The 23,066-nt window shown below is 61.8% G+C and carries 26 protein-coding genes, 1 tRNA gene and 1 pseudogene; 5 read left to right on the top strand and 23 right to left on the bottom strand.

Translation table 11 applies throughout. The features are described 5' to 3' along the window. Nucleotides 1-8: 8 nt before the first annotated feature. From ispG to trmJ, 15 genes are all read right to left on the bottom strand, one after another. Nucleotides 9-1,118 carry a flavodoxin-dependent (E)-4-hydroxy-3-methylbut-2-enyl-diphosphate synthase gene (gene ispG / locus L6D80_RS06105; protein ID WP_054901091.1) on the bottom strand — a complete coding sequence of 370 codons (1,110 nt, stop codon included), beginning with the start codon at nt 1,116-1,118 and terminating at the stop codon, nt 9-11. 3 nt (nt 1,119-1,121) lie between these two features. Further along, the gene (locus L6D80_RS06100; RefSeq protein ID WP_176513010.1) at nt 1,122-2,120 is read right to left on the bottom strand and encodes a RodZ domain-containing protein; all 999 of its coding nucleotides are present in this window, start codon (nt 2,118-2,120) and stop codon (nt 1,122-1,124) included. Continuing rightward, nucleotides 2,117-2,878, bottom strand: a complete 762-nt coding sequence (gene pilW, locus L6D80_RS06095; RefSeq protein ID WP_176513008.1) for a type IV pilus biogenesis/stability protein PilW — start codon at nt 2,876-2,878, stop codon at nt 2,117-2,119. Before pilW ends, L6D80_RS06100 begins: the two co-directional genes overlap by 4 nt. A gap of 13 nt (nt 2,879-2,891) precedes the next feature. Then, complete coding sequence (gene rlmN, locus L6D80_RS06090) at nt 2,892-4,037, bottom strand: dual-specificity RNA methyltransferase RlmN (protein WP_054901094.1); 1,146 nt, start codon at nt 4,035-4,037, stop codon at nt 2,892-2,894. Nucleotides 4,038-4,065: 28 nt separating this feature from the next. After that, nucleotides 4,066-4,491: a nucleoside-diphosphate kinase gene (ndk, locus tag L6D80_RS06085; RefSeq protein ID WP_028942767.1), complete on the bottom strand. Its 426-nt coding sequence runs from the start codon at nt 4,489-4,491 to the stop codon at nt 4,066-4,068. Between the two features lie 89 nt (nt 4,492-4,580). Next, nucleotides 4,581-4,781, bottom strand: coding sequence for a Fe-S cluster assembly protein IscX (gene iscX / locus L6D80_RS06080; protein ID WP_023382209.1), 201 nt, complete (start codon nt 4,779-4,781; stop codon nt 4,581-4,583). A gap of 10 nt (nt 4,782-4,791) precedes the next feature. Continuing rightward, complete coding sequence (gene fdx / locus L6D80_RS06075; protein WP_054901095.1) at nt 4,792-5,133, bottom strand: ISC system 2Fe-2S type ferredoxin; 342 nt, start codon at nt 5,131-5,133, stop codon at nt 4,792-4,794. Between the two features lie 3 nt (nt 5,134-5,136). After that, nucleotides 5,137-6,999: a Fe-S protein assembly chaperone HscA gene (gene hscA, locus L6D80_RS06070; RefSeq protein WP_054901096.1), complete on the bottom strand. Its 1,863-nt coding sequence runs from the start codon at nt 6,997-6,999 to the stop codon at nt 5,137-5,139. Nucleotides 7,000-7,041: 42 nt separating this feature from the next. Beyond that, a complete protein-coding gene (gene hscB, locus L6D80_RS06065) occupies nt 7,042-7,563 on the bottom strand; it encodes a co-chaperone HscB (protein ID WP_054901097.1) in 522 nt (173 codons plus the stop codon). Between the two features lie 8 nt (nt 7,564-7,571). After that, a complete protein-coding gene (gene iscA, locus L6D80_RS06060; protein WP_008092567.1) occupies nt 7,572-7,895 on the bottom strand; it encodes an iron-sulfur cluster assembly protein IscA in 324 nt (107 codons plus the stop codon). 28 nt (nt 7,896-7,923) lie between these two features. Then, nucleotides 7,924-8,310, bottom strand: a complete 387-nt coding sequence (gene iscU / locus L6D80_RS06055) for a Fe-S cluster assembly scaffold IscU (RefSeq protein WP_003248539.1) — start codon at nt 8,308-8,310, stop codon at nt 7,924-7,926. A 46-nt stretch (nt 8,311-8,356) separates the two neighbouring features. Next, nucleotides 8,357-9,571 carry an IscS subfamily cysteine desulfurase gene (locus tag L6D80_RS06050; RefSeq protein WP_054901098.1) on the bottom strand — a complete coding sequence of 405 codons (1,215 nt, stop codon included), beginning with the start codon at nt 9,569-9,571 and terminating at the stop codon, nt 8,357-8,359. 53 nt (nt 9,572-9,624) lie between these two features. Further along, nucleotides 9,625-10,116 carry a Fe-S cluster assembly transcriptional regulator IscR gene (gene iscR, locus L6D80_RS06045; RefSeq protein ID WP_042111731.1) on the bottom strand — a complete coding sequence of 164 codons (492 nt, stop codon included), beginning with the start codon at nt 10,114-10,116 and terminating at the stop codon, nt 9,625-9,627. A gap of 179 nt (nt 10,117-10,295) precedes the next feature. Further along, entirely contained in the window at nt 10,296-11,081 is a 786-nt protein-coding gene (gene cysE / locus L6D80_RS06040) for a serine O-acetyltransferase (protein WP_054901099.1), read from the bottom strand. Nucleotides 11,082-11,084: 3 nt separating this feature from the next. Further along, nucleotides 11,085-11,840, bottom strand: coding sequence for a tRNA (cytosine(32)/uridine(32)-2'-O)-methyltransferase TrmJ (gene trmJ, locus L6D80_RS06035; protein WP_176513006.1), 756 nt, complete (start codon nt 11,838-11,840; stop codon nt 11,085-11,087). A gap of 151 nt (nt 11,841-11,991) precedes the next feature. Between trmJ and suhB the strand changes: the two genes are divergently transcribed. Beyond that, nucleotides 11,992-12,810 carry a type III secretion system regulator SuhB gene (gene suhB, locus L6D80_RS06030; protein ID WP_054901100.1) on the top strand — a complete coding sequence of 273 codons (819 nt, stop codon included), beginning with the start codon at nt 11,992-11,994 and terminating at the stop codon, nt 12,808-12,810. Between the two features lie 101 nt (nt 12,811-12,911). Here the strand turns inward: suhB and L6D80_RS06025 are convergent, their stop codons facing one another. The 6 genes from L6D80_RS06025 to queA all read right to left on the bottom strand — a co-directional run bounded on the left by L6D80_RS06025 (nt 12,912) and on the right by queA (nt 18,980). Further along, entirely contained in the window at nt 12,912-13,454 is a 543-nt protein-coding gene (locus tag L6D80_RS06025) for a glycine zipper 2TM domain-containing protein (protein ID WP_176513004.1), read from the bottom strand. 120 nt (nt 13,455-13,574) lie between these two features. Further along, a complete protein-coding gene (secF, locus tag L6D80_RS06020; protein WP_054901102.1) occupies nt 13,575-14,483 on the bottom strand; it encodes a protein translocase subunit SecF in 909 nt (302 codons plus the stop codon). A gap of 10 nt (nt 14,484-14,493) precedes the next feature. Continuing rightward, nucleotides 14,494-16,356 (bottom strand): protein translocase subunit SecD, encoded by a 1,863-nt coding sequence (secD, locus tag L6D80_RS06015; protein ID WP_054901103.1) that lies wholly within the window; start codon nt 16,354-16,356, stop codon nt 14,494-14,496. A gap of 63 nt (nt 16,357-16,419) precedes the next feature. After that, the gene (yajC, locus tag L6D80_RS06010; protein WP_008092587.1) at nt 16,420-16,755 is read right to left on the bottom strand and encodes a preprotein translocase subunit YajC; all 336 of its coding nucleotides are present in this window, start codon (nt 16,753-16,755) and stop codon (nt 16,420-16,422) included. Nucleotides 16,756-16,800: 45 nt separating this feature from the next. Then, complete coding sequence (tgt, locus tag L6D80_RS06005; protein WP_176513221.1) at nt 16,801-17,916, bottom strand: tRNA guanosine(34) transglycosylase Tgt; 1,116 nt, start codon at nt 17,914-17,916, stop codon at nt 16,801-16,803. A gap of 14 nt (nt 17,917-17,930) precedes the next feature. Further along, nucleotides 17,931-18,980, bottom strand: a complete 1,050-nt coding sequence (queA, locus tag L6D80_RS06000; RefSeq protein ID WP_176513003.1) for a tRNA preQ1(34) S-adenosylmethionine ribosyltransferase-isomerase QueA — start codon at nt 18,978-18,980, stop codon at nt 17,931-17,933. Nucleotides 18,981-19,088: 108 nt separating this feature from the next. Here queA and L6D80_RS05995 point away from each other — a divergent pair. From L6D80_RS05995 to L6D80_RS05980, 4 genes are all read left to right on the top strand, one after another. Further along, nucleotides 19,089-19,173 (top strand) — tRNA-Leu (locus L6D80_RS05995). 272 nt (nt 19,174-19,445) lie between these two features. Next, complete coding sequence (locus tag L6D80_RS05990) at nt 19,446-20,093, top strand: trypsin-like peptidase domain-containing protein (RefSeq protein WP_054901134.1); 648 nt, start codon at nt 19,446-19,448, stop codon at nt 20,091-20,093. 183 nt (nt 20,094-20,276) lie between these two features. Next, the gene (locus tag L6D80_RS05985; RefSeq protein WP_176513001.1) at nt 20,277-21,044 is read left to right on the top strand and encodes a hypothetical protein; all 768 of its coding nucleotides are present in this window, start codon (nt 20,277-20,279) and stop codon (nt 21,042-21,044) included. A 213-nt stretch (nt 21,045-21,257) separates the two neighbouring features. Then, a complete protein-coding gene (locus tag L6D80_RS05980) occupies nt 21,258-22,157 on the top strand; it encodes a bestrophin family protein (RefSeq protein ID WP_054901107.1) in 900 nt (299 codons plus the stop codon). 38 nt (nt 22,158-22,195) lie between these two features. On the opposite strand, the gene phnE is transcribed toward L6D80_RS05980, so the two are convergent. Both phnE and L6D80_RS05970 read right to left on the bottom strand, forming a co-directional pair. Then, a complete protein-coding gene (gene phnE, locus L6D80_RS05975) occupies nt 22,196-22,963 on the bottom strand; it encodes a phosphonate ABC transporter, permease protein PhnE (protein WP_054901108.1) in 768 nt (255 codons plus the stop codon). Next, nucleotides 22,960-23,066 (bottom strand): annotated as a pseudogene (locus L6D80_RS05970) (ABC transporter permease); the annotation flags it as partial. The pseudogene L6D80_RS05970 and the gene phnE, both read right to left, overlap by 4 nt.

Raw genomic sequence — 23,066 nt, 5'->3', positions numbered from 1 at the left:
TCTGTGTGTCAGCCGCGGGCGATCAGCGCCGCGTCGGCCTCGACCTTTTCGGCCGCTTTCTGGCGGATGAGCTTTTCCAGCTCATCGACCAGGTTGTCATTGGTCAACTTCTGCGCCGGCTTGCCGTCGATGTAGACCAGGTTCGGCGTACCGCCGGTGAGCCCCACATGGGACTCCTTGGCTTCACCGGGGCCGTTGACCACACAACCGATCACCGCCACGTCCAGCGGCACCAGCAGGTCTTCCAGGCGCCCTTCCAGCTCGTTCATGGTCTTGACCACATCGAAGTTCTGCCGCGAGCAGCTCGGGCAGGCGATGAAGTTGATGCCACGCGAACGCAGGTGCAGCGACTTGAGGATGTCGTAGCCGACCTTCACTTCCTCGACCGGGTCGGCCGCCAGCGAGATACGGATGGTATCGCCAATGCCTTCGGCCAGCAGCATACCGAGGCCGACGGCGGATTTCACCGTCCCCGAGCGCAGGCCACCAGCTTCGGTGATGCCCAGATGCAGCGGCTGGATGATTTGCTTGGCCAGCAGGCGATAGGCTTCGACGGCCATGAACACGTCGGAGGCCTTGACGCTGACCTTGAAGTCCTGGAAGTCCAGGCGGTCCAGGTGCTCGACATGGCGCAACGCAGACTCGACCAGCGCAGCCGGCGTGGGTTCGCCGTACTTCTTCTGCAGGTCCTTCTCCAGCGAGCCGGCGTTGACACCGATACGGATCGGGATGCCCCGGTCACGGGCGGCATCGACCACGGCGCGCACACGGTCTTCACGGCCGATGTTGCCCGGGTTGATACGTAGGCAATCGACACCCAGTTCGGCCACGCGCAACGCGATCTTGTAGTCGAAATGGATATCGGCGACCAGCGGCACGCTGACCAGCTGCTTGATCTTGCCGAAGGCTTCAGCGGCGTCCATGTCCGGAACCGAGACACGGACGATGTCGACGCCGGCATCGACCAGGCGCTGGATTTGCGCGACGGTGGCGGCAACATCATTGGTATCGGTGTTGGTCATGCTCTGCACCGCGATGGGGGCATCACCACCCACCGGCACATTGCCGACCCAGATTTTGCGGGATTCGCGACGTTTGATCGGAGATTCGCCGTGCATGACTTACTGTCCCAACTTCAGGCGAGCGGTTTCGCCACTGGTGAACGGGGCTACATCGACGGCCTGGCCGTTGTAGCTGACCTGGGCGCCACGGGCAAAGCCCAGGCGCACCGCGAACGGCGGCTTGCCAGTCAGTTCCAGGCTGTCACCCTTGCGCTTGATGGCGCTGAACAGCACCTTGCCGTTGCCATCGGACACCTGGGTCCAGCAATCGGCGGTGAACTGGATGGCAACCTTGGCGCTGCCAGCCGGTACGGCAACAGGCTCGGCGGCGGCAATGGCCGGCACGCTGGCGGTGGGTGCTGCGGTAGCGGTGGGTGCTGCAGGGGGTGTGGCCGGTGTTGCGGCCTGTACTGGCGCCTGCTGCGCAGCTGCCGGCGAAACCGGCGCGGGCGCGGCCGGATCGGCGGCCTCGGCGACCGGTTCGGCGGGGGCCTGCTCCAACGGCAGCGGTGCGCTTTCGGGCTGCTGGCCAGCGGTCACGGCCTGATCCTCAGGCTCGTCCAGCGGGTGGATCTGGGTGGTGCCGTCGGCGCTTTCGACCTCGACGTGCTCCAGGGCGATCTTGGCCAGGTCCTTGCCTGGCAAGCTGCCCTGATCCTGCCACCAGAGAAAGCTGCCGCCAACCACAGCCACCAGCAGCACCAGGCTGACACCGCGCAGGATGTTGTGCGAAAGGCGCACCGGCTCTTCGATTCGGCCCAGTGAATGCACTTCGCTGCCTTTGGCGTGGGTGCCGGTGTACTGGTCGAAAGCCTCGACCAGCGGCGCCTGGTCCATGTCCATCAGCTTGGCATAGGCACGGATATAGCCACGGGCAAAGGTATGCCCTGGCAGCTTGTCGAAGGCGCCGGTTTCCACGTGGTTCAGCGAATTTACAGTGAGGTTCAGCTTACGAGCCACCTCGGCTTGCGACCACTCGCGTTTCTCGCGGGCCTGGCGCAACAGCTCGCCGGGGTTCTGGCCAGTCGCTGCTGCTACTTCGGGATGCGCGGCTTTCATCGTTGCTCCGACAGGTATTGCTGATATTCCGGCGTACCGGGATAAAGTCGTTGTAATTGCTGGCCCAGCTCGGCCAGTGTGCCCTGCTCGTCGAATACCCGGGCAAGACGGCTGCCCAGCAGGAGGCTACGGGCGCTGTGATCGCTCAACTGGCTGAAACGATCGTAATAGTCCCGGGCCGGCACATAATGCCTGTTTTCGTAGGACAACTCAGCCATTTCCAGCAATGCCCTGGGTTGCCGCTGGTTGAGTTGCAGGGCCTTGGTCAGATACGCCTGTGCCTGGCCACGGTTGTCGAGCCGCAGGGCCGTCAGGCCCAGGTTTTCGTACACCCGCGAACGTTCAGGATACAGGGTATCGGCGCTGGCCAGGCGAAACATCTGCTCGGCTTGGGCAAAACGCTGCTGAGCATATAGGAAACTGCCGTAGTTGTTGCGAATTCGCGTGTCGCCCGGGCGAGTTGCCAGCGCCTTTCTGAAGTGCGCCTCGGCAAGCGCTGGCTCGCCCTCGGCCTGAAACACAATGGCCAACGCCGCGTGGGCATCCGCGTCACCGGCGTCCAGCGCCAATGCCTTGCCAAGGGGCTCCTTGGCCTGCTCGGTCAAACCTTGTTGCAAATAACCAAGCCCAAGTTGCACATAAGCGCGCCCTGCTTCCACGCGCCCCTGGCGACTGGCCAGAGGATCGCTCGCGCCGCCCGACACGCAGCCGGCCAGCAGCGAAAGCGCAAGGATCGACAGCGCGGCGCGCAGGCTCATGGCGGGGCCGGGCTCAGTGGCGCACAGCGCTGTCTTGCAGCTCGGCGTCGGCAGAGAGCTGGCGCACGGCGATGTAGCGCTCGCTGCGGCGGGTACGGTCATTGACCTGGCCGACCAACTGACCACAGGCCGCGTCGATGTCGTCGCCACGGGTGGTACGGGTAGTGACGTTGAAACCACCGTGGTGCAGCAGGTCCTGGAAGCGGCGGATAGCGTTGTTGCTAGGCCGCTCGTAGCCCGAATGCGGGAAGGGGTTGAACGGGATCAGGTTGATCTTGCACGGTACGTCGCGCAGCAGCTCGATCATCTGCGCGGCATGCTCGGGCTGGTCGTTGACGTCCTTGAGCAGGGTGTATTCCACCGTCAGGACGCGTTTGCCACCCAGGGTGGACATATAGCCCATGCACGATTCCAGCAGCACCTTGAGCGGGTACTTCTTGTTGATCGGCACCAACTGGTTGCGCAGCTCGTCATTGGGGGCGTGCAGCGACAAGGCCAGCGACACGTCGATATGCTTGGCCAGTTCGTCGATCATCGGCACCACGCCCGAGGTGGACAGGGTGACGCGACGCTTGGAAATGCCATAGCCCAGATCGTCCATCATGATCTTCATGGCGGCGATGACATTGTCGAAATTCAGCAGAGGCTCGCCCATGCCCATCATGACCACGTTGGTGATGGCGCGGTCGATCTTGGCCGGAACGGTCCCGAAGGATTTATTGGCAAGCCACACCTGGCCAATCACTTCGGCGGCGGTGAGGTTGCTGTTGAAGCCCTGCTTGCCGGTGGAGCAGAAACTGCAGTCCAGGGCGCAGCCGGCTTGGGACGAAACGCAGAGGGTACCGCGGTCGTCAGTGGGAATGTAGACGGTCTCGACGCAGCTGCCGGAGGCAACGCGGATCACCCATTTACGGGTGCCGTCGGCGGAAATGTCTTCACTGACCACTTCCGGCGGGCGAATTTCGGCAACGGCCTCGAGCTTTTCGCGCAAGGCCTTGCCGACGTTCGTCATGGCGGCGAAATCATCGACGCCAAAATGGTGAATCCATTTCATCACCTGGCCGGCACGGAAGCGTTTCTCCCCGATCGAGTCGAAGAATTGTTCCATTTCCGGCTGGGTCAGGCCCAACAGGTTGATTTTGCCAGTAGATGTCGTCATGGATTCACCCTCACCCGTAAGCTTTCGCTTAGCGAGTGGTTACCTCGGTAGCAGCGAAGAAGTAAGCGATTTCGCGAGCAGCAGCAGCTTCGGAGTCCGAACCGTGGACGGCGTTGGCGTCGATGGACTCGGCGAAGTCAGCACGGATGGTGCCTGGAGCAGCTTCTTTAGGGTTGGTAGCACCCATCAGCTCACGGTTCAGCGCGATGGCGTTTTCGCCTTCCAGCACCTGAACGACAACCGGGCCGGAAGTCATGAAGGCAACCAGGTCACCGAAGAAGCCGCGCTCTTTGTGCTCAGCGTAGAAGCCTTCTGCTTCGGCTTTGGACAGTTGCTTGATTTTCGAAGCAACGATGCGCAGGCCGGCATCTTCGAAGCGAGTGGTGATCTTGCCGATGACGTTTTTGGCGACGGCGTCAGGCTTGATGATGGAGAAAGTACGTTGAACAGCCATGGAAAACTCCAGAAATATGAGTGTTGCGAAAAATTAAACCCGCGAATTATACGCGGGTTCCAGGGGATTGCCTAACCTGCAGCACACGCTCAGTCGGCTTCTTCGATCCAGGCCGCCTGGATGGCCTCAAGCACTTTCTCACCGCCGCGTGACGGATCGTCGCTGAATTCTGGCAAGGCCAGCACCCAGCGGTGCAGATCGACGAAATTCACATAACGAGGATCGACGTCCGGCTTGCTTTCCGCAAGCTGGATGGCGATCTCAAGTACATCAATCCATTTCAGGCTCATGCGGCTAACCTCAGTGCGGCGCTTCGGCAGCGTGATTGAGCGAATACTTGGGGATCTCGATGGTCAGGTCCTGATCACCGACAACCACCTGGCAGCCGAGGCGCGACTGGGCCTCCAGGCCCCAGGCCTTGTCCAGCATGTCCTCTTCGAGTTCGTCGGCTTCTTCGAGCGAGTCGAAACCTTTGCGAACGATACAGTGGCAGGTGGTGCAGGCCTTGACGCCACCGCAGGCGCTTTCCATCTCGATGTGATGGTCGTGGGCCAGTTCCAGGATGTTGGTCCCGGGCTCGACCTCCACGGTCAGCCCCTCAGGGCAGAACTTCTCATGCGGCAGGAATGTCACCAGCGGCATCGGTTACTCCTCGATCTCATTCAGGTTGCGCCCGGCCAGTGCGGCTTTGACCGTCGAATCAAGGCGACGGGCGGCAAATGCATCAGTCACCTGCGACAGACGCTTGGTCTGTTGCTCGATGGCAGGGCCATCGGTGCCGGTCAGCAAATCACGTAGTTCCTGCATCTGGAATTCGATGGCTTCGCGTTCTTCGCTGCTGAGCAGGCGCTCGCCATCAGCGTCCAGGGCGCCCTGTACGGCCTCGAGCAGACGTTCGCCGTCTACTTGGTGCTCACGCAGCTGGCGTGCCTGTTTATCAGTACCGGCGTGCTCGAAGGAATCCTTGAGCATGCGCGCAATCTCGCCATCGGTCAGGCCGTAGGACGGCTTGACCTGGATGCTGGCCTCCACCCCTGAACCCAGCTCGCGTGCAGCGACGCTGAGCAGGCCATCGGCGTCGACCTGGAAGGTGACACGGATCTTGGCTGCCCCGGCAACCATGGCCGGGATGCCACGCAACTCGAAGCGCGCCAGCGAGCGGCAGTCGCTGATCAGCTCGCGCTCACCTTGCAGGACGTGGATCATCATGGCCGACTGGCCATCTTTGTAGGTAGTGAATTCCTGGGCACGGGCCACCGGAATGGTGGTGTTGCGAGGGATCACCTTTTCCATCAGGCCGCCCATGGTCTCAAGGCCCAGGGACAGCGGGATCACATCGAGCAGCAACAACTCGCCCCCTTCACGGCGGTTGCCGGCCAGGGTATCGGCCTGGATGGCGGCACCGATGGCCACCACCTGGTCAGGGTCGATCGAGGTCAGCGGCGTACGGCCGAACAGCGAGCCTACCGCTTCGCGTACACGTGGCACGCGGGTCGAACCGCCAACCATGACCACCGCACCGACCTCTTCAAGCTCCACACCGCTGTCGCGCACGGCACGGCGGCAGGCCTTGAGGCTGCGGGCGATGAGCGGCTCGATCATGGCTTCAAAAGCGCTACGGCTGAGTTCGCCCTGCCAGGCGCCATGGCGGACCGTGACCACATCTGCATCGGTCAGCGCTTCCTTGGCGGCACAGGCAGCCTGCAGCAGTTGGCGCTGCGTGGCCGGGTCGAGGTCGGCGGACAGCCCTGCCTGCTCGATAATCCAACCGGCAATGGCATGGTCGAAGTCATCGCCACCGAGGGCCGTATCGCCACCGGTGGCCAGCACTTCGAACACGCCTGCCGTCAGGCGCAGAATCGAGATGTCGAAAGTACCACCACCCAGGTCATAGATGGCCACCAGGCCTTCGGCATTCTGATCCAGGCCATAGGCCACGGCTGCCGCAGTCGGCTCGTTGAGCAGGCGTAGCACGTTCAGACCGGCCAGACGCGCAGCGTCCTTGGTAGCCTGGCGCTGGGCATCGTCGAAGTAGGCCGGAACGGTGATCACTGCGCCAACCAGCTCGCCGCCTAAGGTCTGTTCAGCGCGCTCGCGCAGCACCTTAAGGATATCGGCAGACACTTGCACCGGGCTTTTCGGCCCCTGGACAGTGTCGATGAACGGCATGTGCGATTCGCCACCGGTGAAGCGGTACGGCAATTGTTCACCGAGCTGCTTGACGTCGGCCAGGCCACGCCCCATGAGGCGCTTGACGGACAACACGCTGTTCAGGGGGTCGCTGGAGGCTGCATCGCGCGCCGCCTGCCCGACCTCGATGCGCCCTTCGAGGTAGCGCACCGCGGACGGCAGAATGACGCTGCCCTGCGCATCGGGTAGGGGCTCGCTGCGACCGCTGCGCACAGCAGCGACCAGGGAATTGGTGGTACCGAGGTCGATCCCCACCGCCAGGCGGCGCTGGTGTGGCTGGGGGGTTTGACCGGGTTCGGCGATCTGCAGTAGGGCCATGCTTATCTGAATACCTTAGGTGCCATCACGGGCGACACCGGGTTAATCGTCGAGGCGCTCTTCCAGTTGGCGCACTTCTTGGGCGAGCTTGTCGAGGAACTGCATGCGGCGCATCAGGCGTTCGGCCTTGTCGCGCTCGGCAGGCACATCCCAGCAGGCGGCGAAATCCTCGTTCAGCGTGTCCTGGGCACCCTTCAGGCGCTTCTTGAACACAGCCACACCGTCGAGGTCGGCTTCGTCCTGCAGCTCTTCGAGCTCTTCGCGCCACTGCATCTGCTGCAACAGGAAGTCCGGGTCGTGGACCGTGACTTCCTGAGGCACTTCGTGGCCACCGATGGCCAGCAGGTAGCGGGCACGGCGCGGCGCACTGCGCAGGGTCTGGTAGGCGTCGTTGAGGGCGGCGGACTTTTCCAGCGCTACCCGCTGCTCCCGCTCGGGAGCGTCGGCGAAGCGGTCCGGATGGACCTCACGGGCCAGCTCGCGATAACGAGTGGCCAGCTTGTCGAGGTCCAGACGGAAGCTGGGCTGGAGATCAAACAGCGCGAAATGACAAGGAGTACCCACAGCCAGCCTCAGACGTTGAAGCTTTCGCCGCAGCCACACTCACCGCGCACGTTGGGGTTGTTGAACTTGAAGCCTTCGTTCAACCCTTCCTTGACGAAGTCCAGCTCGGTACCGTCGAGGTAGACAAGGCTCTTGGGATCGATGATCACCTTCACGCCATGGTTCTCGAACACGGTGTCTTCGTCCGCCAGTTCATCGACGAACTCCAGCACGTAGGCCAGGCCCGAGCAACCGGTGGTGCGCACGCCCAGGCGGATGCCCTCGCCCTTGCCGCGCCCTTCGAGGGAACGCCGCACGTGGTTGGCGGCGGCTTCTGTCATGCTGATAGCCATCGGAACTCCTTACCTCAACACAGGCGACTTAGATCAAGCCTTTTTTCTGCTTGTAATCGCGAACGGCTGCCTTGATGGCATCCTCGGCGAGAACCGAGCAGTGGATCTTGACCGGCGGCAACGCCAGTTCTTCCGCCAGCTGGGTGTTCTTGATGGTTTCGGCTTCGTCCAGGGTCTTGCCCTTCATCCACTCGGTGGCCAGGGAGCTGGACGCGATAGCCGAACCGCAGCCGTAAGTCTTGAACTTGGCGTCTTCGATGACGCCTTGTTCGTTGACTTTGATCTGCAGACGCATCACGTCACCGCACGCTGGAGCGCCGACCATGCCGGTACCGACATCCGGGTCTTCGGCATTCATCTTGCCGACGTTGCGTGGGTTTTCGTAGTGGTCGATGACCTTTTCACTGTATGCCATGGTGCTATTCCTTCCTCATCAGGGAGCCGCTCTTGCTGGCGACTGCTTAGTGGGCGGCCCACTCGATCTTGGAGATGTCAACGCCGTCTTTGTACATGTCCCACAGCGGCGACAGCTCACGCAGTTTGTTCACTGCCTCGCAGACTTTCTGCGCGGCGTAGTCAACTTCTTCTTCGGTGGTGAAGCGGCCGAAGGAGAAGCGGATCGAGCTGTGCGCCAGCTCGTCGTTGCGGCCCAGCGCGCGCAGTACGTACGACGGCTCGAGCGAAGCGGAGGTACAGGCCGAACCGGACGATACGGCGATGTCTTTGAGCGACATCAGCAGCGACTCGCCTTCGACGTAGTTGAAGCTCAGGTTCAGGTTGTGCGGCACGCGGGCAGTACGGCTGCCGTTGACGTACAGCTCTTCGAGGTCCGAGACCTGCTTGAAGAAGCGGTCGCTCAGGGCCTTGATGCGCTGGTTCTCAGCAGCCATTTCCTGCTTGGCGATGGCGAAGGCTTCGCCCATGCCGACGATCTGGTGGGTCGGCAGGGTGCCCGAACGCATGCCGCGCTCATGGCCACCGCCGTGGATGATGGCTTCCAGGCGTACACGCGGCTTGCGGCTGACGTACAGCGCGCCGATGCCTTTGGGACCATAGACCTTGTGCGCCGAGAACGACATCAGATCGACCTTGAGCTTTTGCAGGTCGATTTCGACCTTGCCGGCCGACTGGGCAGCATCGACGTGGAACAGGACGCCACGGGAGCGGGTCAGCTCGCCGATGGCTGCGATGTCGTTGATCGAACCGACTTCGTTGTTCACGTGCATCAGCGAGACCAGGATGGTGTCATCGCGCAGCGCCGCCTCGACCATGGCCGGCGTGACGATGCCGTCTTCGCCCGGTTCCAGGTAGGTGACTTCAAAACCTTCACGCTCCAGCTGGCGAGCGGTGTCGAGGACCGCCTTGTGCTCGATCTTGGAGGTGATGATGTGCTTGCCCTTGGTCTGATAGAAGTGCGCCACACCTTTGAGGGCGAGGTTGTCGGACTCGGTGGCACCGCTGGTCCAGACGATCTCGCGCGGGTCGGCGTTGATCAGCTCGGCAACCTGGCGGCGGCCGTTCTCGACCGCTTCTTCAGCTTTCCAGCCGAATACGTGGGAACGCGAGGCCGGGTTACCGAAGTTCCCGTCGACCAGCAGGCAGTCGGCCATTTTCTGGGCGACACGGGGATCGACCGGCGTGGTCGCGGAGTAATCGAGGTAGATCGGCAACTTCATTGAATATCTCCTATCAGGCGGTGGCGTCGCTCGTCGTCACTGTTTAGCGAAAATCAGTCGACGGCGGACGTCTCAATCTTGTCCAGCTGGGCGGAACGGCCTGCGACACGACGCAGGTCCTGGCGCTGGGCGACTTCCTGCACCTCACGGCGCATGACGAGGTCGGCCAGGCTGATGCCGCTGAGGAATTCGTGAATTTGCTGGCTGAGGTCGCACCACAGGTGGTGGGTCAGGCAAGTATCACCGGCATGACAATCCCCCAGTCCTTGGCAACGGGTGGCATCGACCGATTCATTGACCGCGTCGATGACCTGGGCCACCTGGATGGTTTCCATGCCACGCGACAGCTGGTAGCCGCCACCCGGACCGCGCACGCTGGAGACCAGGCTGCTGCGGCGCAGCTTGGCGAACAGCTGTTCCAGATAAGAGAGGGAAATGCCCTGGCGCTCGGAAATGTCGGCCAAAGACACCGGCCCATGCTGCGCGTGCAACGCCAGGTCAAGCATGGCTGTCACCGCGTATCGGCCTTTGGTAGTCAGTCGCATGGCTAGTGGGTACCACAGGAGTTACAGGATGTGAGCAAGTATGCTATTCCCGAGCATTTAAGTCAACTATTAGACCTACTGCTTTAGTCGGGTTTGCATCGGGGAGGCGGGCGCGATTGTAGCAGTAATGGGGCGTGAGCACACGCCCCATATGTCAGTATGCCTGCAGCGTGCCGTGATCAATGCGACTGAGTGTCGCGCTGCGCAGCCTGCACGGCCTCGATGAAATCGTCTTCCGGCAGGGCAGGCAGCTCCGTGGCACAGTAGTCGCTACCCATCTTGGTCAGCGCCCCGCACATCCCCTCCAGACGCTCGTCGACCGCCTGCAGGTGGTCGAGCATCTGGCCAATGGCACGCGCCACCGGGTCCGGCATGTCGCCGCTGACGCCATAGGCGTCAAAGCCGATCTTCTCGGCCATGGCCTTGCGCTTGGCCTCGACTTCGCTGTCTTCGCTCTTGACGATGATCCGCCCGGGGATGCCAACCGCAGTGGCGCCCGCAGGCACCGCCTTGGTGACCACTGCATTGGAGCCGATCTTGGCCCCGGCTCCAACGGTAAACGGGCCGAGCACCTTGGCCCCCGCCCCTACCACCACACCGTTTTCCAGAGTCGGGTGGCGCTTGCCCTTGTTCCAGCTGGTGCCGCCCAGGGTCACGCCCTGATACAGGGTGACATCGTCACCGATCTCGGCTGTTTCGCCGATGACGATACCCATGCCGTGGTCAATGAAGAAGCGCCGGCCAATGGTCGCGCCGGGATGGATCTCGATACCGGTCAACCATCGACCGAAGTTCGACACCAGGCGGGCCAGCCATTTGAGGTCGCGCCTCCACAGGGCATTGCCCAGGCGGTGCAGCCAAATGGCGTGCATGCCCGGGTAGCAGGTGAGCACCTCGAAGGCATTGCGCGCTGCCGGGTCACGGTGGAAAACGCTCTGGATATCTTCACGCAGACGTTCGAACATCTGTCAGCCCTTCCTTTTATGCGGTTCGCCCCGTGCGACCTTCTGGGTCTCGGTGAGGATACCGCGCAAAATGCTCATTTCCGGACGCTCGACCGAGCTTCGCCCATACAACCGGCGCAGGCGCGCCATCAGGTGTTTGGGTTTCTCTGGGTCAAGGAAGCCGATGTCCACCAGGGTTTTTTCCAGGTGTTCGTAGAACAGCTCCATTTCGTCCATGGTCGCCAGCTCGCTGGCGTCGACCTTCTCGGCTCTGGGCGCCGAACCGTGTGCCGCCAACCAGGCCATGCGTGCCTCGTAGGAAAGCACCTGGACCGCGGCGGCCAGGTTCAGCGAACTGAAGTCGGGGTTCGAGGGAATGTGCACGTGGAAGTGACATCGCTGCAGTTCTTCGTTGGTCAGGCCGGCGTGCTCGCGCCCGAACACCAGGGCGACGTCTTCACCGCCACTGGCGTGCTCCACGGCCTTGGCCCCACATTCACGGGGGTCGATCAACGGCCACGGGATGCTGCGCTCACGGGCACTGGTGCCCATGACCAGACTGCAGCCGACCAACGCTTGCTCGAGGCTGTCGACCACCTGGGCATTGGCCAGTACATCGTCGGCACCGGAGGCACGGGCACTGGCGTCAGCAGCGGGAAACTCTTTTGGCTGCACCAGTACCAGACGCGACAAGCCCATGTTTTTCATGGCACGCGCAGCGCCGCCGATGTTGCCGGGGTGGCTGGTATTGACCAGAACAACACGAATATTTTGCAGCAAGGTGCTGTGCTCACAGATGCAGGTTTCGGGGGTTACGATCTTACAGAACCGACCAGCGTAACGCCATGAAAGCAAATGTGACACTTCAGCCGCCAAGATTTTCTGCTAGAATGATCGGCTTTCTTCTTTAACATCTCCAGGTGACCCGCCCATGCAGCCTATGCTGAATATCGCCCTGCGCGCCGCTCGCAGCGCCAGTGAACTGATTTTCCGCTCCATCGAACGCCTGGATAGCATCAAGGTGGACGAGAAAGAGGCTAAGGATTACGTGTCCGAGGTTGATCGCGCCGCCGAGCAGAGCATCGTCAACGCCCTGCGCAAGGCCTATCCGAATCACTCCATCCAGGGCGAGGAAACCGGTCTGCACGCGGGTACCGGTGAAGAAGGCAAGGACTACCTCTGGATCATCGATCCGCTGGACGGCACCACCAACTTCCTGCGTGGCATCCCGCACTTCGCGGTCAGCATTGCCTGCAAATACCGTGGCCGCCTCGAGCACGCCGTCATCGTCGACCCGGTGCGCCAGGAAGAATTCACCGCCAGCCGTGGCCGTGGCGCCCAGCTCAATGGCCGCCGCCTGCGCGTCAGCTCGCGCACCAGCCTGGACGGCGCCCTGCTGGGTACCGGCTTCCCGTTCCGTGACAGCCAGATGGCCGACATGGACAACTACCTGGGCATGTTCCGCGCCCTGACCGGCCAGACCGCTGGCATCCGCCGCGCCGGCTCGGCCAGCCTGGACCTGGCCTATGTGGCAGCCGGCCGTTTTGATGCCTTCTGGGAGTCGGGCCTGTCCGAGTGGGACATGGCTGCGGGTGTGCTGCTGATTCAGGAAGCAGGCGGCCTGGTCAGCGACTTCAACGGTGGCCACGACTTCCTCGACAAAGGCCACATCGTTGCGGGCAACATCAAGTGCTTCAAGGCCGTGCTGACTGCTATCCAGCCGCACCTGCCAGAGCACATGAAGCGCTAAGCGCCGATTGCCGCAAAAAAAGCACCTGCGAGGGTGCTTTTTTTGCGGCTACTTTTCATGCCGCCTGTGCCAGCGATGCGGCCAGCACTGGCGACATCAGCTCACTGGCCCGCTTCGCTGAGGATCAGCTTGCCATTCTTGTCCAGCGCAATGGTCGAACCCGGCTCGCGATCCATCTTCACCTTGCCCACCTGATCGCCAATGGAATAGGTCACGTTGTAACCAACGACCTTCTCGCTGATGTCATTGACCGTGTTGCAACGGGTTTGCGTGGTGGTGTAGGTATCACGCTGCTGCATGCCTTCCTGCACCTTGTTACCGGCATAGCCACCACCCACCGCACCGGCCACGGTCGCGATCTTCTTGCCGGTACCACCACCGATCTGGTTGCCCAGCAAACCGCCTGCCAGGGCGCCCACCACGGTGCCTGCGATCTGGTGCTGGTCCTTCACTGGCGCCTGACGCGTCACGGCAACGTCCTTGCAGACCTCACGCGGGGTTTTCACCTGCTGCTTGATTGGCTGCACGTCGGTGACCTGGGCGTATTCAGGGCCCTTGTTCACCAAGCTGTAGGTCGCCACAGCACCTCCGGCGGTTACACCGACAGCACCCAGTACCGCACCCACCAGCATTGATTTGTTCACTTGAACCTCCTGACCGTACCTGTGGGGGGCTACCCCACCTTCTCCCAGCCTTGGAGCAAAAAAAAAGGCGCGAGTTCAACACTCGCGCCTTTCGGGCCGCCGAACGGCAAGGGCTAACCCTTACGGACGATCATCCACACCTTCAGTCTTGGCAGGTGGAATCAGGTCTTCGCTGTTCAGGTTCAACCAAATCAGCACCACGTTGGCGATGTAGATCGACGAGTAGGTACCGGCCATGACACCAATGAACAGTGCCAGGGAGAAGCCGAACAGGTTGTCACCACCGAAGAACAGCAGTGCAGCGATCGCCAACAGGGTCGAAACCGAGGTGGCGATGGTGCGCAGCAGGGTCTGGGTGGTCGAGACGTTGATGTTCTCGATCAGCGAGGCCTTGCGCATGACGCGGAAGTTCTCACGCACCCGGTCGAACACGACGATGGTGTCGTTCAGCGAGTAACCGATGATCGCCAGCACCGCTGCCAGCACCGTGAGGTCGAAGGTGATCTGGAAGAACGACAGGATACCCAGTGTCACCACCACGTCGTGAATCAGCGAGATGATCGCACCCACGGCGAACTTCCACTGGAAGCGGAAGGCCAGGTAGATAAGGATGCCACCCAGCGCCAGGAGCATACCTAGCCCGCCCTGGTCACGCAGCTCTTCACCCACCTGGGGACCAACGAACTCGACCCGCTTGATGGTTGCCGGGTTGTCACCACCGGCCTTCTGCAAGGCGGCAGCCACTTTGTTACCCAGTTGCGGGTCGTCCCCTGGCATGCGCACGAGCAGGTCGGTGGTCGCGCCAAAGCTCTGCACCACGGCTTCGTGGAAACCGGAGTCGACCAGCTCGGCACGCACCGTCTTGAGGTCGGCCGGGCGTTCGTAGGTCAGCTCGATCAGCGTACCGCCGGTGAAGTCCAGGCCGAAGTTCAGGCCCTTGTGCCACCAGCTGAACAGCGCCAGTACGGTGAGGAGCACGGTAACGGCGAACGCGACATTGCGCACGCCCATGAAATTGATGGTTTTCATCGCAGCTCCCTCAAACCCACAGCTTCTTGATGTCACGCCCGCCACAGGTCAGGTTGACCATTGCACGGGTCACCATGACGGCGGTGAACATCGAGGTGAAAATCCCGAGGGACATGGTGACCGCAAAGCCCTTGACCGGACCGGTACCCATGGCGAACAGGATACCGCCGACCAGCAGGCTGGTCAGGTTGGCGTCGATGATCGCGGTGTAGGCGCGGTTGAAACCTTCGTGGATGGCACGTTGCACCGACATGCCGGCTTTGAGCTCTTCGCGAATTCGCGAGAAGATCAGCACGTTGGCATCGACCGCCATACCCATGGTCAACACGATACCGGCAATACCCGGCAGCGTCAGGGTTGCGCCCAGCAGCGACATCAATGCCAGCAGCAGCACCATGTTGCCCGCCAGGGCAACGGTGGCGATCACGCCAAAGCCGCGGTAGATGGCGATGATGAACAGCGAGACGAACAGCATGCCCCACAGCGATGCATCCACACCCTTGGTGATGTTGTCGGCACCCAGGCTTGGGCCAATGGTACGTTCTTCGGCGAAGTACATCGGCGCGGCCAGACCACCGGCACGCAGCAACAGGGCCAGTTCAGAGGATTCGCCCTGGCCGTTGAGGCCGGTGATGCGGAACTGGCTACCCAGCGGCGACTGGATGGTCGCCAGGCTGATGATCTTCTTCTCTTCCTGGAAGCTCTGAACCGGCACTTCCTTCTCGACGCCGTCGACAGTCTGCTTGACGTAGCGGGTGATCGGCTTCTGCTCGATGAAGATCACCGCCATGCTGCGGCCGACGTTGCTGCGGGTCGCGCGGCTCATCAACTCGCCACCGTGGCCATCCAGGCGAATGTTCACCTGCGGGCGACCGTGCTCGTCGAAGCTGGCCTGGGCGTCGGTGACCTGGTCACCGGTGATGATCAGGCCGCGCTCGACGGCAGCGGAACGGCCGCCTTCACGGAACTCGAAGACTTCGGTAGTGGCCTTGGACGCACCCGGCTCGGCACCGAAGCGGAACTCAAGGTTGGCAGTCTTGCCGAGGATGCGCTTGGCTTCGGCAGTGTCCTGCACGCCCGGCAGCTCGACCACGATGCGGTTGGCGCCTTGGCGCTGTACCAGCGGCTCAGCCACGCCCAGCTCGTTGACACGGTTGCGCACGGTGGTGAGGTTCTGCTTGATCGAGTATTCGCGGATCTCGGCGACTTTCGCCTGGGTGAGCGCCAGACGCAGCACGGCGAGCTCGTTGCGCTCGGTGGTGGTCAGGTCGAAATCATTGAAATTCTTGCGGATCAGGGCACGTGCCTGTTCGCGGGTGGCATCGTCAGCGAAGCCCAGCATGATGCCGCCATCCTGCTGAGGCAGGCTGCGGTAGCGGACGCGCTCTTTGCGCAGCAAGGTCTTGACCTCGCCTTCGTAGACTTTCATGCGGGCGCTCATGGCCTTGTCCATGTCCACTTCCAGCAGGAAGTGCACACCACCGGACAGGTCCAGGCCCAGCTTCATCGGGCTTGCGCCCACGTTACGCAACCATTGCGGGGTGGTCTGGGCCAGGTTCAGGGCCACGACGTAATCATCGCCCAGTGCCTTGCGCACCACATCCTTGGCCGGAAGTTGGTCTTCCTGGTTGGTCAGGCGTACCAGCCCGCTGCCCTTCTCGCCCAGGCTTGCGCCCTTGACGGTGATCCCGGCATCGGCCAGCGCCTTGCTGACGCGGTCGAGGTCGGCCTGGTTTACCTGCAGCGCCGAGCTGGCACCGCTGATCTGCACCGCCGGGTCATCCGGGTAAAGGTTGGGAGCGGAATAAATAAAACCGATCGCCAGTACCAACACGATCAGTGCGTATTTCCACAGAGGGTATTTGTTCAGCATCACGCCGCCCGTTCAAGACGCGGGGCGCGTTGCGCGCCCCGACTGGAAAGAAAAACCGGTAACTCAGATAGCCTTGAGCGTACCTTTAGGCAGGGTCGCGGCAATGGCGCCCTTCTGGAACTTCAGTTCGACGGTGTCGGACACTTCCAGCACCACGAAATCATCGGAAACCTTGACGATCTTGCCGGCGATGCCGCCGTTGGTGACAACTTCGTCACCTTTTTGCAAGTTGCTCAGCAGGTTCTTCTGCTCTTTGGCACGCTTGGCCTGCGGACGCCAGATCATCAGGTAGAAGATGACCAGGAAACCGACCAGGAAAATCCACTCGAAGCCGGTGCCGGCTGGGCCAGCGGCGGGTGCAGCAGCGTCCGCGTAGGCGGCGGGGATCAAGAAGCTCATTGGGCACTCCAGTTGCTATAAGTTTTAATTAGTAGGTGCGAACAGTCAGTCCAAAGGCGGCACAGGCAGCCCGCGCTTGGCATAGAAGGCGTCGACAAAGGCGGCCAATTTACCCTGATGAATAGCCTCGCGTAAACCGGCCATCAAGCGCTGGTAATGGCGCAAGTTGTGGATGGTATTCAGCATGCTGCTCAGCATTTCGCCGCACTTGTCCAGGTGATGCAGATAGGCGCGCGAGAAGTTGGTGCAGGTGTAGCAGTCACAGGTCGGATCCAGCGGCGAATCATCGTGGCGATGGAACGCATTGCGGATCTTGATCACCCCTGTATCGACGAACAGATGGCCGTTGCGCGCGTTACGCGTCGGCATCACGCAGTCGAACATGTCGACGCCGCGGCGCACACCCTCAACGAGATCTTCCGGTTTGCCTACCCCCATAAGGTAACGAGGTTTGTCAGCAGGCATTTGTGCCGGTAGGTAATCCAGCACCTTGATCATTTCGTGCTTGGGCTCACCCACCGACAGGCCGCCGATGGCCAGGCCGTCGAAGTCGATGTTGACCAAGGCTTCCAGCGAACGCATGCGCAGGTCTTGGTACATGCCACCCTGGACGATGCCAAACAATGCCGCGGTGTTGTCGCCATGGGCGTTTTTCGAGCGCTGGGCCCAGCGCAACGACAGCTCCATGGAGGTGCGCGCCACGTCATGCTCGGCCGGGTAAGGCGTGCACTCGTCGAAGATCATCACGATGTCCGAACCCAGGTCGCGCTGCACCTGCATGGACTCCTCAGGCCCCATGAACACCTTGGACCCGTCAACCGGCGAGGCGAAGGTCACGCCCTCTTCCTTGATCTTGCGCATGGCACCCAGGCTGAATACCTGGAAGCCACCGGAGTCGGTGAGGATGGGGCCTTTCCACTGCATGAAGTCGTGCAGGCCGTTGTGCTTCTTGATCACCTCGGTGCCCGGGCGCAGCCACAGGTGGAAGGTGTTGCCAAGGATGATCTCGGCACCGATGGCCTCGATATCACGCGGCAGCATGCCCTTGACCGTGCCATAGGTGCCCACTGGCATGAAGGCCGGGGTCTCGACCGTGCCACGGGGGAAGGTCAGGCGGCCCCGACGGGCCTTGCCGTCGGTGGCCAGCAGTTCGAAGGACATTCGACAGGTGCGACTCATGCTTGATCCTCTGGGCCGCGTGGCGCCGGATTGCGGGTGATGAACATGGCATCACCGTAACTGAAGAAGCGGTAACCCTGCTCGACCGCCGCCCCGTAGGCAGCCATGGTCTCGGGGTAACCCGCGAAGGCCGAGACCAGCATCAGCAGCGTGGACTCCGGCAGGTGGAAGTTGGTGACCAGGGCGTCGACCACGTGGAACGGCCGGCCCGGGTAGATGAAGATATCGGTGTCACCGCTGAAGGCCTTGAGCACGCCGTCACGCGCCGCGCTCTCCAGCGAACGCACGCTGGTGGTGCCGACCGCGATCACACGGCCACCCCGGGCACGACAGGCCTCGATGGCATCGACCACATCCTGGCCCACTTCGAGCCACTCTTTATGCATGTGGTGGTCTTCGATCTTGTCGACCCGCACCGGCTGGAAGGTGCCCGCACCCACATGCAGAGTGACGAAGGCACGTTCCACGCCCTTGGCGGCGATCTGTTCCAGCAGCGCCTCGTCGAAGTGCAGGCCAGCAGTCGGCGCGGCCACGGCGCCAGCACGCTCGGCGTAGACGGTTTGGTAGCGCTCGCGGTCGGCGCCTTCGTCGGGGCGGTCGATGTAGGGCGGCAACGGCATGTGCCCGACACGTTCAAGCAGTGGCAGCACCTCTTCGGTGAAGCGCAGTTCGAACAGCGTTTCGTGGCGGGCGACCATCTCAGCCTCGCCACCGCCATCGATGAGGATCATCGCGCCTTCCTTGGGCGCCTTGCTGGCGCGCACATGGGCAAGCACCCGGTGGCTGTCGAGCACGCGCTCGACCAGCACTTCCAGCTTGCCGCCAGAGGCTTTCTGGCCAAACAGCCGCGCCGGGATAACCCGGGTGTTGTTGAACACCATCAGGTCGCCGGGGCGCAGGTAGTCGAGCAGATCGGTGAACCGCTTGTGTGCCAGCGCCCCGCTCGGCCCATCGAGGACCAGCAGACGGCTGCCATGGCGCTCGGCCAGAGGGTGGCGGGCGATCAGGGAATCGGGGAGTTCGAAGGAAAAATCGGCGACGCGCATGATGTTGTTCGGGTTCGGCAGGGCCGGGAAGTTTAGCCCAATGTGTGAAAATTGACCATGAAAGCCGATTGACCGACCAGCGGCACCTCTCTATACTGCGCGCCACTAGCCCTGATGGCGGAATTGGTAGACGCGGCGGATTCAAAATCCGTTTTCGAAAGGAGTGGGAGTTCGAGTCTCCCTCGGGGCACCAAATCCAGAAAAAACCGACCTTATGGTCGGTTTTTTTGTGCCTGACGTTTGCCCCGCCTACCGCCCTCGATTTGACGCCACCCCACCGGCCCCGAGCCCTGCAACCATGCCGTGAATCTATTGGCCATGGCCCCCGCCCCTACCTAAGATGTCATTCGTCAGATATATGCAGAAAGTATTGTTTGCGTAATATCACTTAGCCATAGTTCCGCTCCCATTTTCTAATCCTATGTGCAGACCATGAAAACAACTGTGCCCTGTGTGGCAGCGATGATGCTGTTGAGCGGGTGCAATGGAGTGCCGACGTCCTACGTGTCAGATCCTGTCTACGACCAGGCTTTCGTGGTCACTTCCGGTGCCCCGTTGCCGATGCTGTTGATGGCCACCGCCATCCAGTGGAACGAAGACTATGCGGTGACCGCCAAACACACCCCCTTCCTGCGCAACGTGGTGCATGAAGGGCTCGGTGACGTGGTGTTCTTCAAGCACAAGGCCACGCAGGTACCGCTATGGCGTCAGTACGTACCGGGCGAGTCGGTGACTGCGGTGGGCTTCAACAGCCTGATGATGCCGGTGCAGGGCAAAGGCCAGACCTTGGCGTCGCTGGTGCGCCTGGAAGGCACGCCAGGCAGCGTGTTCTATTCGGTGCACGACGGCCCGATGGTCAAAGGCATGTCCGGTGGCCCAGTATTCGCCGACGATGGCAAGGTGGTCGGGATCAATGTTGCGTTCATCCCCAAGACTGAGATCGATGCGCGCAACCGGCCCGACCTGGCCGGGAAGGCGCGCGTCAGCGTGTTCATGTCGTACAGCGAAATCGACAAGGAATGGCGACGCTTCCAGTACTTGGCCCATAAGGGCAAGCCAACTGCCGCGCCTGCTGCGGTCAAAGGGTATGTGGCAGTGACAGCCCACCCCTGAGGCGCCCCTCAAGAACCAGGCGGAGCGTTCCGCCTGGTCGAACGCTCCAGTCACAATGGCGGGCCAGCACCACTGCGGCCTTGCCGCCCTATCAGCGCTTTACCCCTGCGGCCTCCAGCACCGATAATGTCATTTTGAAATCAACCGTCCCGGCAAACGCGAGGGGCATGACATGGAGTTCGTATGTCCCAAATGGAGCAATCGCTGCCCTCTACGCGCAGCAATCGGATCACTACGCTGGTAGCAAAGGTCATGACCGGGGTAGGTGTCGCACTGGGCGGTATGTGGGCCGTCATCACCTACCTGGTACCTGACCCCAGCGTATTCGGTTTCGGCTTCCTCAACTGGCGTAACATCGTCTTGCTGGTTAGCACGTTCCTGTTGTTATCCAGCCTGTCGATCTGCTGGCAGATACGCAACCTCCCCAGAATAATGCGCGGCACATTGACCACCGTGTTGATCGTGGCCCTGTCGTTTGCCTTTTTCGTTCTCGGCACCGAGTTCGCCAAGCCAAGCTTCGAATTCGCCAAGGTACAGTCGAACATCGTTGAAAACGATGGCAGCAACCTGTTGGGCAAGCGCATCGAGGTGGTCGATGATGTCCGCTTCGAGCTGATCGAATGCGAGAACATCGGCAGCTACCCCAACTGCACATTCCAGCTGACCAACTTGGGCATGGATCGCGAGTTCAGGTTCAGCGGTGACTCACGCCTGTTCGACGAAGCCGGCGCGCCTCTCAAGATCAGTGAGTTGCGGGTAGGTCAGCAGCGCAACAGCGCCTGGAGCGAGTTTCAGCTGATTCGTAACGTTACGACGACCGTGACACTGCAGTTCCAGGAAGCCGACAGGAAAATCAAGCGCTCGCCGTCTATCAAGCTTGTTTTCCAAACACGCAACCACAATGAACAGGCACTCAAATTCAACGAGGTGCCGTTGAGTAATCAGCCGTAACCCTGCCTCAGAAATGGCGAGAGGCCTTGTCGAGCCACAGGGCCGCTCCTGCCGATTTGCATCCAGCTGATGGAAAAGCCAGCAACGTCCTGTAATCGCGTCAGGATGTTCTTCTGGTGGAGGGAGCAAAACCTCTTGCAACCTCCCGCACCGAACCTTCAACGCCCCTCGACGTCCGATCCAGCATCCCCACCCGTTTAGAGGCACCCACGCGTGAAAGACATGATCGCCCGCAAGTACCGGCTGGTGGTGAAAACCCTCGGCTACATCGGCTGGTCGCTGTTCTGGCTGCTGATCTGGGATGTGCTGGTCACTATCGACTTCATGCTGTTCTTCAACAGCAAGTTCACCCTGCCACTGCTCCCGCTGACCTTGCTGGGTTCGGCGCTGGTGGTGCTGGTGAGTTTTCGCAACAGCAGCGCCTACAACCGTTGGTGGGAGGCACGCACCTTGTGGGGCGCGCTGGTGAACAGCTCACGTAGCTTCGCCCGGCAGACGCTGACGCTGATCGACGACCCCGATGACGGGCTGAACCCGGTGAAGGCCACCTTGCTGCGCCGGCACATCGCCTATGTGAATTGCCTGGCGGCACACCTGAAGGGCGAGGCCTGCCCGGAAGAGTTGATGGCGTTTATCCCACCGGGCGAGTTCGAGCGGCGCAACCGTTCGAACAATTTCGCCAACGATATCCTCAGCGGCTCTGCAGCGCTGCTGGCACGGGAACATCAGGCAGGGCGGTTGGACAGCATTCGCCTGGCGCGGCTGGAGTCGACCCTGGTTGACCTGACCAACGCCCAAGGCGGCATGGAGCGCATCGCCAATACACCGCTACCCTACCCTTACGTGTACTTTCCGCGGCTGTTCATTACGCTTTTCTGCCTGATCGTACCGGTGGGGCTGGTCGAGTCGCTGGGCTGGTTCACGCCGCTGGCGTCAACGGTGGTGGGCTTCATGCTGCTGGCCATCGAACGGATTGGCACTGACTTGCAGAGCCCGTTCCGTTTCAGCGAACACCAGATTCAGATGGATACCATTTGCGAGACCATCGAGCGCAACCTCGAATCGATGCAGCGTGAGGCTCAGTGTGGGGAATTGAGTGTGCCGATTGCCTAACCAATGGCGCAGGCCAATTGGCCGCCCGTGCAGGCTTTTCAAGCCCGCACGAACCGCTGGCGCAGCACATCGCTCAGGGCATCCACCAGCAACACCAGCACCAGCATCGCCATGATTACCGTGCTGGCCTGCGCCTCCTGGAACAGGCTCAAGGTGGTATAGAGCAGTTGCCCCAGCCCCCCGGCCCCGACGAGCCCAAGCACGCTGGCCATGCGGATGTTGTTCTCCCAGCGGTACAGGCTGTAGGCCAGCAACTGCGGCCACAGATTGGGCAAAGTGCCGAAACAGAACGCGGCCAACTGCCCGCCCCCTTGCAGGCGGATCGCCGCTGCCGGCTCGGCCGGTGCATTCTCCAGTGCCTCGGCGAACAACCGCCCGAGCACCCCTGCCGTGTGCAGCGCCAGCGCCAGCGTGCCGGCATTGGGCCCCAGGCCTGCTGCCAGCACCATCAGCGCGGCCCACACCAGCTCGGGAATGGCGCGCAAGGCATTGAGCAGCACCCGTGCCGCAGCCTGCAACGGCCAGCCGAAGCGCCCCGCCGCGGGCAGCGCCAACAGCAGGCCCAGCAGCATCGCCAGCAACGTCCCCAACCCCGACATGGCCAAGGTTTCCAGGGCGCCACGCCCCACCGCCTGCAAGTGCTCGCCCGTCAGGTCCGGATGCAGAAAGCGTCCGGCATACTCGGCCATCTGCCCCAGCCCGCCATGACCGACCAGCGCACCGAGGTCCAGCTCCAGATAGCCGAATGAAGCCACTACCGCGGCAGCGATAGCAGCCATCAGCAGCACATTGACCAGCCGGTTCATGCCAACCGCCCGCGCAAGAAGCGGCTGAGCAGGTCGGCGAGCAGCACCAGAACAAAAAACGCCAACAGCATACTCGCCACTTCACCGCCGGCGAACATGCGCA

The organism is Pseudomonas ceruminis (genome assembly GCF_021602025.1).
GTDB classification, from domain to species: Bacteria; Pseudomonadota; Gammaproteobacteria; order Pseudomonadales; family Pseudomonadaceae; genus Aquipseudomonas; species Aquipseudomonas ceruminis.
The sequence above is the reverse complement of the archived record's forward strand: the minus strand, read 5'-3'. Positions and strand labels throughout refer to the sequence as shown.